At 66.9% G+C, this 16,659-nt stretch carries 16 protein-coding genes; 5 read left to right on the forward strand and 11 right to left on the reverse strand.

Features of this window, described 5'->3' with window-relative positions; translation table 11 throughout:
* Nucleotides 1-8: 8 nt before the first annotated feature.
* The 8 genes from urtA to IBX53_RS10265 all read right to left on the reverse strand — a co-directional run bounded on the left by urtA (nt 9) and on the right by IBX53_RS10265 (nt 8,831).
* Nucleotides 9-1,352, reverse strand: coding sequence for an urea ABC transporter substrate-binding protein (gene urtA / locus IBX53_RS10230; RefSeq protein WP_290908786.1), 1,344 nt, complete (start codon nt 1,350-1,352; stop codon nt 9-11).
* A 332-nt stretch (nt 1,353-1,684) separates the two neighbouring features.
* Nucleotides 1,685-3,181, reverse strand: coding sequence for a tripartite tricarboxylate transporter permease (locus tag IBX53_RS10235; RefSeq protein WP_290908787.1), 1,497 nt, complete (start codon nt 3,179-3,181; stop codon nt 1,685-1,687).
* 40 nt (nt 3,182-3,221) lie between these two features.
* Complete coding sequence (locus IBX53_RS10240) at nt 3,222-3,704, reverse strand: tripartite tricarboxylate transporter TctB family protein (RefSeq protein WP_290908788.1); 483 nt, start codon at nt 3,702-3,704, stop codon at nt 3,222-3,224.
* A 126-nt stretch (nt 3,705-3,830) separates the two neighbouring features.
* Nucleotides 3,831-4,829, reverse strand: coding sequence for a tripartite tricarboxylate transporter substrate binding protein (locus IBX53_RS10245; RefSeq protein ID WP_290908790.1), 999 nt, complete (start codon nt 4,827-4,829; stop codon nt 3,831-3,833).
* Nucleotides 4,830-4,975: 146 nt separating this feature from the next.
* Nucleotides 4,976-5,743, reverse strand: coding sequence for a response regulator (locus IBX53_RS10250; protein ID WP_290908792.1), 768 nt, complete (start codon nt 5,741-5,743; stop codon nt 4,976-4,978).
* Between the two features lie 45 nt (nt 5,744-5,788).
* Nucleotides 5,789-7,477 carry a sensor histidine kinase gene (locus tag IBX53_RS10255; RefSeq protein ID WP_290908795.1) on the reverse strand — a complete coding sequence of 563 codons (1,689 nt, stop codon included), beginning with the start codon at nt 7,475-7,477 and terminating at the stop codon, nt 5,789-5,791.
* A gap of 62 nt (nt 7,478-7,539) precedes the next feature.
* Complete coding sequence (gene cobA / locus IBX53_RS10260) at nt 7,540-8,325, reverse strand: uroporphyrinogen-III C-methyltransferase (RefSeq protein WP_290908829.1); 786 nt, start codon at nt 8,323-8,325, stop codon at nt 7,540-7,542.
* 206 nt (nt 8,326-8,531) lie between these two features.
* On the reverse strand, nt 8,532-8,831 hold the full coding sequence (locus IBX53_RS10265) for an MTH1187 family thiamine-binding protein (protein WP_290908799.1): 300 nt from the start codon (nt 8,829-8,831) through the stop codon (nt 8,532-8,534).
* A gap of 169 nt (nt 8,832-9,000) precedes the next feature.
* On the opposite strand from IBX53_RS10265, the gene cfa reads away from it, so the two are divergent.
* On the forward strand, nt 9,001-10,152 hold the full coding sequence (gene cfa / locus IBX53_RS10270; protein WP_290908801.1) for a cyclopropane fatty acyl phospholipid synthase: 1,152 nt from the start codon (nt 9,001-9,003) through the stop codon (nt 10,150-10,152).
* A gap of 59 nt (nt 10,153-10,211) precedes the next feature.
* Here cfa and IBX53_RS10275 read toward each other — a convergent pair whose 3' ends face one another.
* Complete coding sequence (locus IBX53_RS10275; protein WP_290908804.1) at nt 10,212-10,871, reverse strand: alpha/beta fold hydrolase; 660 nt, start codon at nt 10,869-10,871, stop codon at nt 10,212-10,214.
* 155 nt (nt 10,872-11,026) lie between these two features.
* Between IBX53_RS10275 and IBX53_RS10280 the strand changes: the two genes are divergently transcribed.
* Nucleotides 11,027-13,000, forward strand: coding sequence for an ATP-dependent DNA helicase RecQ (locus IBX53_RS10280; RefSeq protein WP_290908806.1), 1,974 nt, complete (start codon nt 11,027-11,029; stop codon nt 12,998-13,000).
* Here the strand turns inward: IBX53_RS10280 and IBX53_RS10285 are convergent.
* Complete coding sequence (locus IBX53_RS10285) at nt 12,980-13,165, reverse strand: hypothetical protein (protein WP_290908809.1); 186 nt, start codon at nt 13,163-13,165, stop codon at nt 12,980-12,982. The two genes, IBX53_RS10280 and IBX53_RS10285, sit on opposite strands and share 21 nt — an antisense overlap.
* Before the next feature lie 88 nt (nt 13,166-13,253).
* Here IBX53_RS10285 and IBX53_RS10290 point away from each other — a divergent pair, with 88 nt between their 5' ends.
* The 3 genes from IBX53_RS10290 to IBX53_RS10300 all read left to right on the forward strand — a co-directional run bounded on the left by IBX53_RS10290 (nt 13,254) and on the right by IBX53_RS10300 (nt 16,388).
* Nucleotides 13,254-13,592 (forward strand): 4a-hydroxytetrahydrobiopterin dehydratase, encoded by a 339-nt coding sequence (locus tag IBX53_RS10290; RefSeq protein ID WP_290908821.1) that lies wholly within the window; start codon nt 13,254-13,256, stop codon nt 13,590-13,592.
* The gene (locus IBX53_RS10295) at nt 13,593-14,780 is read left to right on the forward strand and encodes an amino acid aminotransferase (protein ID WP_290908823.1); all 1,188 of its coding nucleotides are present in this window, start codon (nt 13,593-13,595) and stop codon (nt 14,778-14,780) included.
* Between the two features lie 102 nt (nt 14,781-14,882).
* Nucleotides 14,883-16,388: an NCS2 family permease gene (locus tag IBX53_RS10300; RefSeq protein WP_290908825.1), complete on the forward strand. Its 1,506-nt coding sequence runs from the start codon at nt 14,883-14,885 to the stop codon at nt 16,386-16,388.
* 88 nt (nt 16,389-16,476) lie between these two features.
* On the opposite strand, the gene IBX53_RS10305 is transcribed toward IBX53_RS10300, so the two are convergent.
* On the reverse strand, nt 16,477-16,659 hold a 183-nt coding region (locus IBX53_RS10305), incomplete at its 5' end, for a hypothetical protein (RefSeq protein WP_290908827.1).

Below are 16,659 nucleotides of genomic sequence, written 5' to 3' on the forward strand. Positions count from 1 at the left end.
GGTGGGCGTTACTCGGCCAGGGCGGCCTCGGCCTCCTCGGCCGCGGTGCTACCGCCGCAGGAGCCACTGGAGACGTTGAAGTTGCCGCAGCGCATCGGGGCGCGCCAGTCCGCGATCAGGTCGCGGGAGCCCGGCAGGAAGTCGGACCAGGCATCGCCGACTACGGTGGAGGGTGTCTGCCAGACGATGTCGAACTGCCCGTTGTCCTGGATCTCGCCGATCAGCACCGGCTTGGTGATGTGGTGGTTGGGCATCATGGCCGCATAGCCGCCGGTGAGGTTGGGCACCGCCACGCCGATGATGGCGTCCTTGACGGCATCGACGTCGGTGGTCCCGGCCTTGCGTACCGCTTCCGCCCACATGTTGAAGCCAATGTAGTGGGCCTCCATCGGGTCGTTGGTCACCGCCTCCTCGTCGCCGGTCCACTCGATCCAGGCATCGATGAAGTCATAGTTGGCATCGGTATCGACGCTCATGAAGTAGTTCCAGGCGGCCAGGTGGCCGACCAGCGGGCCGGTGTCGATGCCGGTCAGTTCCTGCTCGCCCACCGAGAAGGCCACCACCGGGATGTCCGCGGCGTCGATGCCCTGGTTGGCCAGTTCGCGGTAGAAGGGCACGTTGGCGTCGCCGTTGATGGTGGAGACCACCGCGGTCTTCTTGCCCTCGGAACCGAAGCGGCGGATCTCGGCGACGATGTTCTGCCAGTCGGAGTGGCCGAACGGCGTGTAGTTGACCAGGATATCCGCCTCGGCCACCCCGAACTCCTCCTGGAGGTAAGCCTCGAGGATGCGGTTGGTGGTGCGCGGATAAACGTAGTCGGTGCCCGCCAGCACCCAGCGCTCGACCCCCACCTCGTCATGCAGGTAGTTCACCGCCGGGATCGCCTGCTGGTTGGGTGCCGCGCCGGTATAGAAGACGTTCTCGGAGGACTCCTCCCCCTCGTACTGCACCGGGTAGAAGAGCAGGCCGTTCAACTCCTCGAAGACCGGCAGCACCGCCTTGCGCGACACCGAGGTCCAGTTGCCGAAGACCACGTCCACCTCGTGCTGGGCGAGCAGTTCCCGGGCGCGTTCGGCGAACAGCGGCCAGTTGGAGGCCGGGTCCACCACCACCGCCTCGAGCTGACGGCCCAGCAGGCCACCCTCGGCGTTCTGCTTCGCGACCAGCATCTCCACCGTGTCCTTGAGCACCGTCTCGCTGATCGCCATGGTGCCGGAGAGCGAGTGCAGGATACCCACCTTGATGGGGTCGTCATCGGCCAGTGCCTGGCCGCCGGCCCCCAGCAGGGAGGCGGTCAGGAGCGCGGCGGTCAGGGGACGAAGCGGCAGCGTCTTGCGATGGGACAGGGTCATCAGAATCTCCTTGCTCCCCGAAGGGGGTCGTTGTTGTGTGGCAACAAGACAAAGCAAAGGCTGCGCCATCAGGCGACATTCCCCATAAAAATTTTAAAATACAATCAATTACCAGATCCCCTCGCCAGGCGGAAAGGGCCAGGATGCACCCGGTCAGTGCACTGGATTGGGCGCGGTGCGCTGCCCATGCATCATCCCGGTGAGGTCGCCCGCCCCGCCGCACCCGGACGGTGCACCCGTGGGCGGAGACCAGGATGCAACAGGGGCGCCGACGGTGTCGGCGCCCCTGTGAGGGATACGGCAGTTGGCCGGCGGGCAAGATGCCGGGCGGGTCAGGCCCGGGCGCGCAATTTGCGCATCAGCGGCTTGACCAGAGGCAACAGCAGCGACAGCGCGGCGATGATCAACAGCCACATGGAGATCGGCTTGTCGATGAAGGTCATCCAGTCGCCGCCGGAGATCTGCAGGGCACGGCGCATGGACTCTTCCATGATGCTGCCCAGGATCAGCGCCAGGATAAGAGGTGCCGCCGGGAAGCCGAACAGCCGCATCCCCAGCCCCACCAGGCCGAAGCCGAGAAGGAACAGCAGGTCGACGACGGTGAAGCTCATGCCGTAGACGCCGACCATGCAGAAGATCAGGATCAGCGACAGCAGCAGCGGGCGCGGCATCTCGAGGATCTTGGCGATATAGGGAATCAGCGGCAGGTTGAGGACCAGCAGCATGATGTTGCCGATATACATGCTGGCGATGACGCCCCAGAACACATCGGGCCGGTCCACCAGCATGGCAGGCCCGGGCGATACCCCCATGACCAGCAGGGCACCGAGCAGGACCGCCGTGGTACCGGAGCCTGGCACGCCGAGGGTCAGCAAGGGCACGAAGGAACCGGTACAGGCGGCGTTGTTGGCCGCCTCGGGTGCCGCCACCCCCTTGATATTGCCCTTGCCGAAGGTGTCACCATCCTTGGCGATGCGCTTCTCCATGCTGTAGCCGAGGAAGGAGCCGATGGTCGCACCGGCACCCGGCAAGACGCCCGTGAAGAACCCCAGCACCGAGCTACGGCTGATCGGGCCTGCGATCTCCCTGACCTCATGCCGGGTGAGCTTGAGCGAACCGATGGCATTACGTTCCGGCTCCTTGCCACCCCCTCCCCTGAGCAGCATGTAGAAGACCTCTGCCAGGGCGAAGATACCCAGCGCCACCACGAGGAAATCGATGCCATCCAGCAGGTGCGCGGAACCGAAGGCGAACCGCACCGTACCGGTCTGCAGGTCGATGCCGATGATGGAGATCATGATCCCCACCACGGCGGCAATCAGCCCCTTGACCAGGGACTTGTCGGAGAGCGATACCACCGCCGTCAGACCCAGCACCATCAGGGCGAAGTACTCCGCCGGCCCGAACGCCACGGCGACCCTCGACAGCAGCGGGGCCACCATCATCAGGAAGACGATGGAGATGGTGCCGCCCACGAAGGAGGCATAGGCCGCGATGGCCAGGGCCTTGCCGGCCATGCCCTGCTTGGCCATGGGGTAGCCGTCGAAGGAGGTGGCCACAGTACCGGCCACGCCGGGCGCGTTGAGCAGGATCGACGAACTCGAGCCACCGAAGATGGCCCCGTAGTAGACCCCTGCCATCAGGATCAAGCCGGAGGATGGTTCCATGGCGAAGGTGATCGGAATCATCAGGGCCAGGGCGCTGATCGGTCCCAGACCCGGCAGCATACCGATGATGGTACCGGCGAAGACGCCACCGAAGACATAGGCGATGTTCATGGGCTCCAGCGCGATGCCGAAGCCGAACATCAGGTTATTCAAGGCTTCCATGAACAGGTTCTCTCTCGCGGGCCGAACGTGTCCTGGGACATCAGATCGGCAGGATTCCGGTGGGCAGGTAGACTTCCATGATGCGCGTCATGGTCAGGTAGAGCGCCAGTACCACGCCAAGCGAGGTCGCCAGATTGACAGCGTGTCGACGATAGCCGTAATACAAGCCAAGACCGAAGGCCAGGGTCGTGGACGCCACCACGAAACCGATCGGCACCAGCAGCAGCGCATAGGCAATAATTGCCAGCGATGTGATCACGACCCGCGACCAGGGGCGCAGCAATAATGGCTGGTTCAGCGCCTCCTGGCTCGGTTCGTCGGGAATGTCCTGGGCCTTGGGTCTCTCCACGAACAGACACACGGCAAGGCCGAGCAGAGAGAACCCCAGCACCTTGGGAAAGAGGTCGGAATCGATCGGCCGCGGCAGGGGGAACTGGGGGATCTGGAAGGCCATCACCAGATAGCCCACCGAGAACAGCGCGATGATCAGCGCCAGGATCTGGTTGGTATTGAGTCGTGTCATGAGCATTCCACCTCGGGCCCATACCAGATGAAGCCTGGCGTCAAACCCAAGAGTCACGTTCGAGAAAATTGAGCCCTGTATGACCAGGGCTCAAGAGAGTCACTCCGGGTGTAAATCAGCCAGCGATCAGCGAATCAGGCCGAGTTCGGTCAGGACGCCGCTGAACTCTTCCTTCTGGGCGTCGAGGAAGGCGCCGAATTCTTCACTGTTCTGATAGGCGTCGAGCCAACCCAGTTGGTCACGGGCTTCCTGCCAGCCCTCGGTCTCGAGCATCTGCGCGAACAAGTCCTCGTAGTAGGCAACGGCTTCGGCCGGCATGTCGGGCGTACCCATGACACCGCGCCAGATGTCGAAGGTGTAATCGATGCCCTGCTCCTGGTAGGTCGGCACATCGGCCAGCGGCCCCCCCATTCGTTCAGGTGAGGAAACACCCAGGGCACGAAGCTGGCTGTCGGGACCCAGTTGCCCTGCCGCTTCGCCGGCACCGGTAATCACGGCCTCGACATGCCCCCCCATGAGGTTGGTCATGGCTTCGCCGCCTCCCGAGAAGGCGATGTAATTGACACCCGACGCCTCGAGACCGGCCGCGGAGGCCACGCCCGCGATGGCGATATGGTCCATGGAACCCGGCGCACTGCCGCCACCGACACTCATGGAAGGCGACTCGCGCATCGCATCGAAGAGGTCATTGAGGTCCTGGTATTCGGAATCCATCGGAACCAGCACGATGGAATAGTCGGTGATCAAACGCGCGATCGGCGTGAAATCGGTATGGTCGTAACGCGAGGTCCCGGCCAGCGGCACCAGGATGATGGGCGGGCTGGTGGCGAACAGCTTGTGGGGGTTGCCACTGTCGCCGGCGATCTGGGCCCAGGCCACGGCGCCACCGCCGCCCGGCACGTTGATGGCGGCGAAGTTCTGGTCGGCCAGGCCCTCCTGCTGGATCACCCGCGAGGTGGTGCGCACCAGGGTATCCCAGCCGCCGCCGGGGTTGGCGGGGGCAATGAATTCGATGGAGCGGGTCGGGGTCCAGTCGTCGGCCTGGGCGGTGCCGGCCAGGCCGGTCAGTGCGGCCAGCGGAAGGACGATGGCGGTGAGACCCCTGGAAGTGAACTTGGCGGTCATGGCGATTTCCTCTAGGCGGGTTCGTTGTTATGGAGCTACGGAGCGAACGTTAGAGGAGCCGCGCCAGGTATCACACCCTTGTGAACATAAGGGATAAAAAGAGCGTTCTGGGCATTGTGTCCATTCTGCTCACGGCGGCGAGCCCCTCACCCCTCCTCGCACCAGGGGGAGGCGTCCCCCACCAGGCGATAGCGGCGCTCCGGCCTGCCCACATCACCATAGCCCAGCTCGGCGCTCACCACCTGCACCGAGACCAGGAACTCCAGGTAGCGCCGCGCCGTGGAGCGACTGGCGCCCATCGCCCTGGCCACCTGCATGGCCGCCAGGGGGACTGGCGTCTCCTCCACGGTGGCCACCACGGCCCGCAGGGTCAGCCGGTCGATGCCCTTGGGCAGCTGGCGGCGCGGCCCGTCTGCCGCAGGACCGCCGGGCGCCGCCTCAGGCTTCACCCGGGCCAGCACCTGGTCGAGCTCCTCCTGGCTCATCTCGCCGCGGGCCGCCAGGACCGCCCGCTCACGGCGAAAGCGCGCCAGCATCTGGGCCATGCGCGTGGCCTCGGCGGGCTTGATCAGGTAGTCGAAGACGCCACCGCGAAGGGCCTCGCTGATGGTCTCCACCTCCCGGGCGGCGGTGACCATCACCACGTCGGTATGCAGGTAGTCGCGGCGCAGCAGCCACAGCAGCTCCAGCCCCTCGACGTCCGGCAGGTAGGCGTCGAGCAGCACCAGGTCTACCGCCTGTCCGCCGTCGGCCAGCAGGGTGCGGGCCTCCGCCCCGGAACGCGCCATGCCCACCACCCTGAAGCCCTGGCTCTGCTCGATGAAGGCGCGGTGGATCTCGGCGATGCGAAAGTCGTCCTCGATGATCAGGACTCCGTAGGCCTGGCCCTGGGCCGACTGGGGGTCGTTCGACATCTCTCCTCCTGTGACGGTCGTGGCGGTCGGGGAAGCTGGGATCGCTCAGGCCGTAGCCGGGTCGCGGCATAGCGAACGGTCGAGCACCACCGCGAAGCAGGCACCGCCCAGCTCGCTCTCCTCCAGGGTGACGGCGCCGCCGTGTTCGGCACACAGCCGCGCAACCAGCGCCAAGCCGATGCCGCGATGCTTGCCCGGTTTGGTCGAGAAGCCCTCGGTGAAGATCACCTCGACGTGTTCGGCGGCCACTCCGGGGCCGTTGTCCTCCACCTCGATCAGCAGCTGCTCGCCCAGGTCGGTGAAGAAGAGCCTCACCCTCGGCCCCTCCTCGTGCTCGCGCCCCTCCTGCAGGGCGGCATGACAGGCATTGTCGAGCAGGTTGCCGATCACCGTCATCAGCACCTCCTGGCCGATGGCGGTGAGCGGGGTGGAGAGCGAGCTCTGGTCGTCGATCTCCAGACTGACGCCGAGCTCGCGGGCGCGGGTCAACTTGCCAAGCAGGGTGCCGCTGATCACCGGATCGGCCACACGGTCCATCAGGAAGCTCATCTGCGCCTGCTGGTGGCGGCTCTCCTGGTGGATCAGCGCCAGGGCGTCAGCGATGCGCTCCAGCTGCAGCAGCCCGGAGATGGTGTAGAGCTTGTTGGAGAACTCGTGGGCCTGGGCGCGCAGCATGTCCACGTCGCGACTCGCCGCGGTCAGGGCATTGGAGAGGTCGACGATCTCGCGGCGGCTGCGGAAGGTGGCCACCGCGCCCTCCAGTTCCCCGCCATGCACCACCGGCACCCGGTTGACCACCACCGGGTGGTCGCCGAGCCACATCTGCTGGTCGAACTGCTGCTCGCCGCTCTCGAGCACCTCCAGCAGACGCGAGTTGGGCACCAGCTCCTGGATCGGCCGCCCCAGCGCCTCCGTGGCCTCGGGCAGGTCCAGGAATCGCCGCGCCTGCTGGTTGACCAGGGTGATCTCGCCCTCGCGGTTGACCGCCAGGATGCCTTCATGGATCGACTGGAGGATCGCCTCCTTCTCCATGGCCAGGCGGGCGATCTCATGGGGCTCCAGGCCCAGGATCACCCGCTTGAGGTGGTAGGAGAGCCCGTAGGCCCCGGCGAAACCGAGTACCACCATGAACGCCACCAGCCACCAGCCCAGGCTGGTGTGACGCCCCACGTCCAGGGCTACCCGGTCGAGCATGAAGCCCACCGAGACGATGCCGATGATCGAGCCTTCGGCGTCGAGCACCGGCGTCTTGCCGCGCATCGCCTCGCCCAGGGAGCCCTCGGCCTCGGAGACATAGGACTCGCCGCCGATCAGCGCCCGGTCGTTGTCGCCGCCGACCATGGGCAGGCCGATGCGCTCGGGCAACGGGTGGGAGTAGCGGATGCCGTCGGCGTTGCCCACCACCACATAGCGGGCGCCGGTGTCGCGGCGGATGCGCTCGGCGATGGGCTGGATGGCGGCACTGGGGTCGGGGTCATCGAAGGCCGCGACCAGCTCGGGAATGGCGGCCACGCTCCGGGCCACCGCCAGGGCCCGCTGGCCCATCTGGTCGCTGATGATCTCGGCCTTGCGGTGGTTGAGGTAGGCGCCCTGGGCCAGCAGCATGGCGGCCAGCAGCACGCCCACCAGCAGCATCACCTGGAGACGGAAGCTGCGGGTCAGCCAGTGGCGGCGCCCCCGGGGGCGGCGCAGGCGCCTGACCTCGACGATGGGGTCCGCGAGTGGGGACGGCATGGCGGGGTCTCGATGGAGAAAATCCCAGTATCGCATGTCATTCGAGGCGGAGGCATCCGGCCTCAGTCGCGCCTGCCGGTGTCCCAGCCCTCGGCCTCAGCTCGGGCGGCATCGAACCAGGCAAGGCGGTCATGGAGGGCCGCTACCCCGCCGATGATGATCAGGGTAGGCGGCTGAACCAACGCCTGCGCCAGCCGGGCCGGCAGGTCGGCCAGGGTGCCAGTGTGCACGCGCTGGCGCGCCGTGCTGCCCTGCTCGATCAGGGCCACCGGGGTGTCGGCCGCCAGGCCATGGGCGACCAACTGGCGGCAGATCTCCGGCAGTCCGCGCAGCCCCATGTAGAAGACCAGGGTCTGGCCGGGGCTGGCCAGGGCGGGCCAGTCCAGATCGGCGCTGCCGTTCTTGAGGTGACCGGTGATGAAGCGCACCGACTGGGCATGGTCGCGGTGGGTCAGCGGGATGCCGGCATAGGCGGCACATCCCGAGGCCGCGGTGATGCCGGGGATCACCTCGAAGTCGACGCCCGCTGCGGCCAGGGTCTCGAGTTCCTCGCCGCCCCGGCCGAAGATGAAGGGATCCCCGCCCTTGAGGCGCACCACCCGCTTGCCCGCGCAGGCCCAGTCGACCAGGGCCTGGTTGATGTCCTGCTGGGGCAGGCTGTGGTCGGAGCGCGCCTTGCCGACATAGAGCCGCCAGGCCTCGGGGTTGGCCAGGGCGAGCACCTCCTGGCTGACCAGGCGATCATGCAGGATTACCTCGGCCTGCTGAAGGCGCCGCAGCGCCTTCAGGGTCAGCAGTTCCGGATCGCCGGGCCCGGCACCGACCAGGCTGACCCGGCCGGGGGGCATGACCGATCCCGTGGGCAGGGCGCCGGGGATCTCGTCCCGAGCGGGGTGTCGCTGGGAATCGCGCTGCATATTCCTTGAACCTCGAAAACAGCCTGCTTGTTATGCGCCAAGGTAATTTAAGAGAGGCGCGTTTACCACTCGCCTCTGGGCACAAGGATATAACGCCTTACCCCGCGTCAGGGGCAGCACAGCGGCAGCAGAATCGACTAGCGCATGAGGGCCTCCACGCTGGCCACCTTGTCGTCCATGTGTTGCTCCCGATCGGTGCGGGTGCCGAGCTTGAGCGTGGTAGTGATGCGCGGCGAGCCCATCTCGTGCACCACCTCGTGGCAGCGCTTGACCACGGCCATCACCTCGTCCCAGGGCCCCTCGATGTTGGTCCCGTAGGCATGCATGCGGTGTTCGAGACCCGAGGCCCGGATCACCCGCTGGCAGGCGGCGATCTGTGGCGAGACCGAGACCCCCACTCCCAGCGGTACGACACAGAGATCAATGATGACGTGCATGGCGCTCACTCCTCGTTGCAAAACGTCGGGTTGGCAGTGAGGGAAGGGTTTCCCTCGGTTTTTTCTGCTGGTCTATGCTCAAGGCTACCGGACCCAGCAACGCGCGTAACGTCCGGGCCCGCCGCCAGCGACAGGAATTGCATCAAATCTGCTGGATCAGGAGGACTCCATGACCAGTGACAACTGCATCGGCCCCATCGCTCTGCCCGCCACCCGTGCCCGCCATGTCTTCGAACAGCTGCTGGAGGGCTCCGGGGTGGCTCTCAACGGCGATGCTCCCCAGGACCTGCGGGTCTACCATCCGGATTTCTTCTCGCGGGTGCTGCATCAGGGCACTCTGGGGCTGGGCGAAACCTACATGGACGGCTGGTGGGAGTGCGACAGGATCGACGAGATGGCCTGCCGGCTCCTTCGCCATGGCCTGGCCGAGCGCGCCCACACGCCCTCCGAACGCCTGATGTACCGCCTCCAGGCCGGTTTTTTCAACCTGCAGAGCAAGGCGCGCGCCTACATCGTCGGCGAGGCCCACTACGACCTCGGCAACGATCTCTTCGAGCGGATGCTCGACCCGACGATGTGCTACTCCTGCGGCTACTGGAAGGACGCCGGCACCCTTCACGAGGCTCAGCAGGCCAAGCTGGAGTTGGCCTGTCGCAAGCTCCAGCTCGAACCGGGCATGCACGTGCTGGACATCGGCTGCGGGTGGGGCAGCTTCGCCGAGCATGCCGCTCGCCGCCACGGTGCCGTCGTCACCGGCATCACCATCTCCCGCGAGCAGGCCGAGCTGGCCCGAAAGCGCTGCGAGGGGCTGCCGGTGACCATCGAACTCAAGGACTACCGCGACCTGACCGGACGCTTCGACCGCATCGTCTCCATCGGCATGTTCGAGCACGTGGGCCATCGCAACTATTCCACCTACTTCGAGACCGTGGCGCAGCGGCTGGCTCCCGAGGGACTCTTCCTGCTTCACACCATCGGCTCCAATCACTCCGAGATCACCGCCGACCCCTGGATCAACAGGTACATCTTCCCCAATGGGGTGCTGCCGTCGGCCATGTACATCACCAGGGCCAGCGAACCCCACCTGCTGATGGAAGACTGGCAGAACTTCGGCCCCGATTACGACCGCACCCTGATGGCCTGGCTGGACAACATCGATGCGCGCTGGCAAGAGATCGCCCACCGCTACAGCGAACGCACCCGTCGCATGTTCCGCTATTATCTGGCCGTCTGCGCCGGCGCCTTCCGAGCGCGCCACCTGCAGCTGTGGCAGGTAGTGTTCTCCAGCGATCGCCATGAGCGCTACGATGCCCCGCGATAGTCACGACGACACGAGGAAGCGCTGCCCAAGCCGACGCGCCACCTACCGAGAGATCACACCTAGGAGCGCCCGGCCAGGTGCTGGAGAAACCACCTGGCCGCCCTCGCCTCGACGGTCTCCAGGGTGCCGGGCTCCTCGAAGAGGTGAGTGGCCCCGGGCACGATCAGCAGTTCGCAGGCGCAGCTCATGCGCGCCATGGCCGCCTCGTTCAGGGCGATCACCGGGCCATCCCGTCCTCCCACCAGGAGCAGGGTCGGCGCCCGCACGGCGGCCAGGGCCTCGTCGGCAAGATCGGGACGCCCGCCTCGGGAGACCACCGCCCTCACCCGCTCCGGCCGCTGGGCGGCGGCGATCAGCGCCGCCGCCGCGCCGGTGCTGGCGCCGAACAGCCCGATCGACAGGCCACGGGTCCGCGGCTGCTCCGCCACCCAGTCCACGGCCGCGACCATGCGGGCGCCGATCAGGGCAATGTCGAAGCGCAGGGCCCGGGTGCGTTCGTCGATCAGGCTCTCCTCCGGCGTCAGCAGGTCGAACAGCAGGGTCGCCAGGCCCTGCTGGGCGAGGTGCAGCGCCACTCGGCGATTGCGGACACTGAAGCGGCTGCTGCCGCTGCCGTGGGCGAACACCACGATGCCCGCAGGGGCCTCGGGCAGCAGCAGGTCACCCTCCAGGACGACACCGGCGGCAGGCACCTCAACGGTATGCTGGACCAGCGGCATGGCAACTCCTCTCGACGGCACCGGCGGGGGCCGGTGATCTGGCTGAAGTGTAGCCAGCCACGCCGATGCCGCGCCAACCCGCAGGACAGGGGAGCGCCTGGCCGCTACACTGGATAGCCAACCAGTAACCCAACCTCGGCAGGGAGCGCCACGCCATGATCCAGCAGACACTCGAGCAGGTCTTCGGCTACCCCGATTTCCGCCCCGGCCAGCGGCCGGTGATCGAGGCCGTGGTGGCCGGGCGTTCGGCGGCGGCGATCTTCCCCACCGGCTCCGGCAAGTCGCTCTGCTACCAGTTGCCGGCCCTGCATCTGCCGCACCTGACGCTGGTGATCTCGCCGCTGCTGGCGCTGATGCAGGACCAGCTCGCCTTCCTGCGGCGCCACGGCATTGCCGCCGCCAGCATCGACTCCGGCCAGAGCCGTGACGAGGCCGCCGCGGTGATGGGCGGGGTCGAGCGTGGCGAGATCCGCATCCTGATGATCTCGGTGGAGCGCCTGAAGAACGAGCGCTTCCGCGCCTTCATCCGCCGCGTGCCGATCTCGCTGATGGTGGTGGACGAGGCCCACTGCATCTCCGAATGGGGCCATAACTTCCGCCCCGACTACCTGAAGCTCCCCGACTACCAGCGCGAGTTCGCGATTCCCCAGGTGCTGCTGCTCACCGCGACCGCCACCCCGCGGGTCATCGAGGACATGCGCCAGCGCTTCGGCATCGCCGAGGCCGACGTCACCCTTACCGGCTTCTACCGCCCCAACCTGGACCTGACCGTCGCCCCGGTGGCCGCCGAGTTTCGCCCCCGTGCCCTGGCGGCCTGGCTCAAGGCACGCCAGGGCGGTGAGTCCGCCTTTCCCACCATCGTCTACGTGACCCTGCAGCAGACCGCCGAGCGGCTGGCCGCCTACCTGAGCAAGGCCGGCATTGCCGCCACGGCCTACCATGCCGGGCTCGAGGGCGAGCGCCGCGGGGCGATCCAGCGCGACTTCATGGCCGGAGGCATCTCCTGCATCGTCGCCACCATCGCCTTCGGCATGGGCATCGACAAGGCCGACATCCGTGCCGTGGTGCACTTCGATCTGCCCAAGTCCATCGAGAACTACAGCCAGGAGATCGGCCGCGCGGGTCGTGACGACCAGCCGTCCGAGTGCCTGATGCTGGCTGGCCGCGACACCCTCGGCGTGCTGGAGACCTTCGTCTATGGCGACACCCCGGAGCGCCAGGGCATCGACCGCGTGATCGATGCCCTGGTCGAGGCCGCCGAGCAGCATGGCGGCGACTGGGAGCTCACCCTGAACGCCCTCTCCCGGGACAGCGATATCCGTCCGCTGCCGCTCAAGACACTGCTGGTGCAGCTGGAGCTGCGCGGCATCATCGCCCCTCGCCACAGCTACTTCGCCGACTACCGCTTCCGCCTGCATGAAGAGGCCGACGCCCTGATCGGGCGCTTCCAGGGCGAGCGCCGGGCCTTCGTCCAGGCCATCCTCGATGCCGCTCCCAGGGCGCGCACCTGGCACGCCCTGGACTTCGCGGCCCTCGAGCAGCTGGGGGCCGAACGCGGGCTGGACGTCCAGCGCGGCCGGGTGCTCACCGCCCTGGAGTATTTCGTCGAGAAGGGGTGGATGATCCTGGAGAGCAAGCAGCTCACCGAGGTCTACCGGGTGCTCGCGGCACCCCGGGACCCCGGCGCCCTCGGCGCCGAGCTCCACGCCTACTTCCGCGACAGGGAACAGGCCGAGATCGCCCGGCTGCACGCCATGCTGGCGCTGTTCGAGTCAGACGAGTGCCTGAGTCGACGGCTCGCCGACTGGTTCGGCGATGCCCGGGCCCCGACGCGCTGCGGCCACTGCTCCGCCTGCCGCGGCGAGCCCGCCCGGCTACCGGCGCCGCCGCTCCTGGCCCCGCTGGAGCAGCGGGAACTTGCCCAGCATCTCGAGGCGCTGGGCCCACGGCTTGCCGAGGATGCCGCCGGCGGCCCCGCCACGCCAGACCTGCTGGCGCGCTTCCTGTGCGGCATCACCACGCCGCGCCTCACCCGGCTCAAGGCCAGACAGCTGCCCGGCTTCGGGGCGCTCGAGGCCTACCCCTACGCCGAGGTGCGCGAAAAGACCTCAGCGCTGGCGGAAGCTTGAGCGGCGCAGGTTGCATAGCCAGAAGAAGTTCCGCACGCCCAGCATGACCGCATAGCTCGGCGCCCAGATCATCATCCAGAGGCTGAAGACCCGCTTCAGCCAGAGTGGGAGTCGCACCAGGGTCGGACGGTATCCGGAGGGGTTGGCGTATCGGAATCCAGGCATCACCACGCCATGGCATTATCCAAGATGGAACGATTCGAGCGGATAATCATCAGGGGTATAGTGAATCCCCGTACTGCAAGGAGACATCATGACAGACATCGCTCAAGCACAATGCGAAGCCTGCAGCATCGATGCACCACGCGTCACGCCTGAGGAGATAGAGACCTATGGTGCTCAGGTACCCGAGTGGCAGATCGTCGACCGGGATGGCATCATGCAGCTTGAACGGAGCTTCACGTTCAAGGATTTCGTGCAGGCTCTCGACTTCACCCAGCGTGTCGGCGAGATCGCCGAGAAAGCGGACCACCACCCGGCGATCCTCACCGAATACGGCAAGGTGACCGTGACCTGGTGGTCGCACAAGATCAAGGGCCTGCACAGGAACGACTTCATTCTTGCCGCCAGAACCGACGAGGTAGCGAAATAAATGTTCGAGCACATTGAGCGGGTTCCCGGGGATGCCATCCTCGGTCTGATCGAGGCCTTCAAGAAGGACACCAACCCCCAGAAGGTCGATCTCGGCGTCGGCGTCTACAAGGACGACCAGGGCAACACCCCGGTGATGCGCGCCGTCAAGCAAGCCGAGGCCCTGCTGCTCAAGAACGAGACCACCAAGACCTACATCGGCTCCCACGGGGCGCCGGAATACGGCGCGGTGGTTCTGCCCATGGTGCTGGGTGAGGGCTCCCCGGTCCTCGAGGCGAAACGCGCCAGCGCCACCCAGTCACCCGGCGGCACCGGCGCCCTGCGTCTGGCGGCGGACTTCATCGCCAAGCAGTTGCCCGGCAAGGCACTGTGGGTCTCCGACCCGACCTGGCCGAACCACCTGGGCATCTTCCCGGCCGCCGGCCTGACCCTGCACAAGTATCCCTACGTGGACGCCGAGAACCGTCTCGATTTCGACGGTATGCTGGCTGCACTGAAGCAGATCCCGGAAGGCGACGTGGTGCTGCTGCACGCCTGCTGCCACAACCCCACCGGCTTCGATCTCTCCAGGGAGCAGTGGCAGACCGTGCTCGAAGTGCTTCGCGAGCGCCACCTGCTGCCGCTGGTCGACTTCGCCTATCAGGGCTTCGGCGAAGGCCTGGAAGAGGACGCCTACGCCGTGCGCCTGCTGGCCGAGCACCTCGACGAAGTCATCATCACCAGCTCCTGCTCCAAGAACTTCGGCATCTACTGCGAGCGCACCGGCTGCCTGATCATGGTGGCCAAAGACACCGAGCAGATGGAGAACGTCCGCTCTCAGATCGCCATCGTGGCCCGCGAGAACTACTCCAACCCGCCGGCCCACGGCGGCGCCATCGTCAGCGAGATCCTGCACTCCGCGGAGCTCGCCGCCATCTGGCGCGAGGAGCTCACCGAGATGCGCGACCGCATCAACACCCTGCGTCGCGACTTCGTCGAGGCCCTGAAGCCCTACGGCCTGGACCAGAAGTATGCGCACATCGCCGAGCAGCGCGGCATGTTCAGCTACACCGGCCTGACGCCCGAGCAGGTCGATCGCCTGCGTGACGAGTTCGGCATCTACATGGTGCGCTCGGGCCGTGCCAACGTGGCCGGCTTCTCCCACGAGAACCTGCCCTACCTGGCCAAGGCCGTCGCCGCCGTCAACTGATCGCCGCACCGCCAGTGATGCCGACGCCCGGGCCCTGCCCGGGCGTCGTCGTTTGGGGTAGAGTCCGGCCATGTCCAGAACGCCCCACTCAAGAGGCTCTCCATGGCGACACCCCCAGGCAGCTCTCCCGTGCACTACCCCTGGTACAAGAAGGAGGATACCGACGCCTTCTTCGCCCTGTTCCAGAACAACATCGCCAACTTCGTCATCATCGCCATCACCATGCTCGGCATGGGCTTCCCGGCGTCGATCGTCTTCGGTCAGGTGCTGCCCGGTGCCGCGGTGGCCGTGATGGTGGGCAACTTCTACTACGCCTGGAGCGCGGCGCGCCTGGCCAGGAAGGAGAACCGGACCGACGTCACCGCCCTCTCCTACGGCATCTCGACCCCGGTGATGTTCGTCTTCCTGTTCGGAGTATTGCTGCCCGCCAAGGAGCTGACGGGCGACGCCGAACTGGCCTGGAAGGTGGCGGTGGCCGCCTGCTTCATCAGCGGTGCCATCGAGGCACTGATCAGCCTGATCGGCCGCTGGGTCCAGCATCACCTCCCCCGGGCGGCGATGCTCGGCGCCGTGGCCGGCGTGGCCCTGACCTTCATCGCCGGCGAGATGCTGTTCAAGACCCTGGAGATGCCGGTGATCGGCCTGCTGGTGCTGGCGATCATCATCGTCGGCCTGGTGGCCAGGGTGGCCATGCCCTTCCGGCTGCCCACCTCGCTGTTCGCCATCGTGGTGGGGACCGCCATGGCCTACCTGATCGGGGATGCCGGCGGCGAGCGCTTCAGCGACGCCTTCACCCATCTGGGCTTCTACCCGCTGCTGCCCAACCTAGCCTGGCTCGAGGGGCTGGGGCTGCTCTTCACCGGCATGCTGGCGGTGCTCACCGTGGTGCTGCCGATCACCCTCTACAACGCCATCGAGACCATGAACAACGTGGAGGCCATGGAGGCCGCCGGCGACAAGTACGACGTGCGCGAGTGCCAGGCGGTGGACGGCGCCGGCACCATGATCGGCGCCCTGTTCGGCGGAGTCTTCCCCACCACCGTCTACATCGCCACCGTGGGCGCCAAGTGGATGGGCGCCGGGCGCGGCTACAGCCTGCTCAACGGCGCGGTCTACGGACTGGCCACCATGTTTGGCCTGATCGCGGCACTCGCCGCCATCATCCCGGTCTCGGTGGTGGCACCGATCCTGGTCTTCGTGGGCATGTCGATGATCGCCACCGCCTTCCAGAGCAACGACACCCGCTACTACCCGGCGGTGGCGCTCGCCATGCTGCCCTACTTCGCCAACTACGTGATGACCCGCTTTGGCCGCGCCGCCGAGGAAACCGTCGCCGGCATCTCATCAGGGATCGTGCCGATGGGCCAGGGGGCCATGTTCATGGCGATCCTGATCGGCGCCATGACGGTCTCGGTGATCGACCACCAGTTCCGCCGCGCCGCCGCTTTCGCCGCGGTAGCCGCGGGCTTCTCCTTCGTGGGGCTGATGCATGCCCCGGCGCTCGCCCTCAACGCCGCCCCGGACTTCGTGATGGGCTACCTGGTGATGGGGGCGCTGTTCCTCTACTTCGCCTGGCAGCAGCGGCGCCTGGCCGAGGGCCGCACCTGACCACACGCAGGCGCGCCGGGGCATCCTGCCTCGGCGCGCTTGAGGGTTAGTCTCCGGGCCTCCTGCCCGGCGATGGGAGCATCAGGCCTCAGTTGGCCTCCCCGGTGACGTCGGTGTCGTCGATGTCGTCGTCACTGCCGACCATCCCCCGCAGCCGATCGCGAACGGCCTCGAGGCGACTCTTGGCCGGGGGCGCGGCATTCTCCACGGCACGGTCCAGGCCCGGGGCCTTGGTCCTGGCATCCGCCTCGACGTCGGCCTCGACATCCAC

The organism is Halomonas sp. (assembly GCF_014859505.1).
In the GTDB taxonomy this organism is placed as follows: domain Bacteria; phylum Pseudomonadota; class Gammaproteobacteria; order Pseudomonadales; family Halomonadaceae; genus Halomonas.

Excerpts from the sequence above, each read along its gene's own strand:
- urtA (WP_290908786.1), bottom strand. The coding sequence starts at position 1,352 with ATGACCCTGTCCCATCGCAAGACGCTGCCGCTTCGTCCCCTGACCGCC.
- IBX53_RS10235 (WP_290908787.1), bottom strand. The coding sequence starts at position 3,181 with ATGGAAGCCTTGAATAACCTGATGTTCGGCTTCGGCATCGCGCTGGAG.
- IBX53_RS10240 (WP_290908788.1), bottom strand. The coding sequence starts at position 3,704 with ATGACACGACTCAATACCAACCAGATCCTGGCGCTGATCATCGCGCTG.
- IBX53_RS10245 (WP_290908790.1), bottom strand. The coding sequence starts at position 4,829 with ATGACCGCCAAGTTCACTTCCAGGGGTCTCACCGCCATCGTCCTTCCG.
- IBX53_RS10250 (WP_290908792.1), bottom strand. The coding sequence starts at position 5,743 with ATGTCGAACGACCCCCAGTCGGCCCAGGGCCAGGCCTACGGAGTCCTG.
- IBX53_RS10255 (WP_290908795.1), bottom strand. The coding sequence starts at position 7,477 with ATGCCGTCCCCACTCGCGGACCCCATCGTCGAGGTCAGGCGCCTGCGC.
- cobA (WP_290908829.1), bottom strand. The coding sequence starts at position 8,325 with ATGCCCCCCGGCCGGGTCAGCCTGGTCGGTGCCGGGCCCGGCGATCCG.
- IBX53_RS10265 (WP_290908799.1), bottom strand. The coding sequence starts at position 8,831 with ATGCACGTCATCATTGATCTCTGTGTCGTACCGCTGGGAGTGGGGGTC.
- cfa (WP_290908801.1), top strand. The coding sequence starts at position 9,001 with ATGACCAGTGACAACTGCATCGGCCCCATCGCTCTGCCCGCCACCCGT.
- IBX53_RS10275 (WP_290908804.1), bottom strand. The coding sequence starts at position 10,871 with ATGCCGCTGGTCCAGCATACCGTTGAGGTGCCTGCCGCCGGTGTCGTC.
- IBX53_RS10280 (WP_290908806.1), top strand. The coding sequence starts at position 11,027 with ATGATCCAGCAGACACTCGAGCAGGTCTTCGGCTACCCCGATTTCCGC.
- IBX53_RS10285 (WP_290908809.1), bottom strand. The coding sequence starts at position 13,165 with ATGCCTGGATTCCGATACGCCAACCCCTCCGGATACCGTCCGACCCTG.
- IBX53_RS10290 (WP_290908821.1), top strand. The coding sequence starts at position 13,254 with ATGACAGACATCGCTCAAGCACAATGCGAAGCCTGCAGCATCGATGCA.
- IBX53_RS10295 (WP_290908823.1), top strand. The coding sequence starts at position 13,593 with ATGTTCGAGCACATTGAGCGGGTTCCCGGGGATGCCATCCTCGGTCTG.
- IBX53_RS10300 (WP_290908825.1), top strand. The coding sequence starts at position 14,883 with ATGGCGACACCCCCAGGCAGCTCTCCCGTGCACTACCCCTGGTACAAG.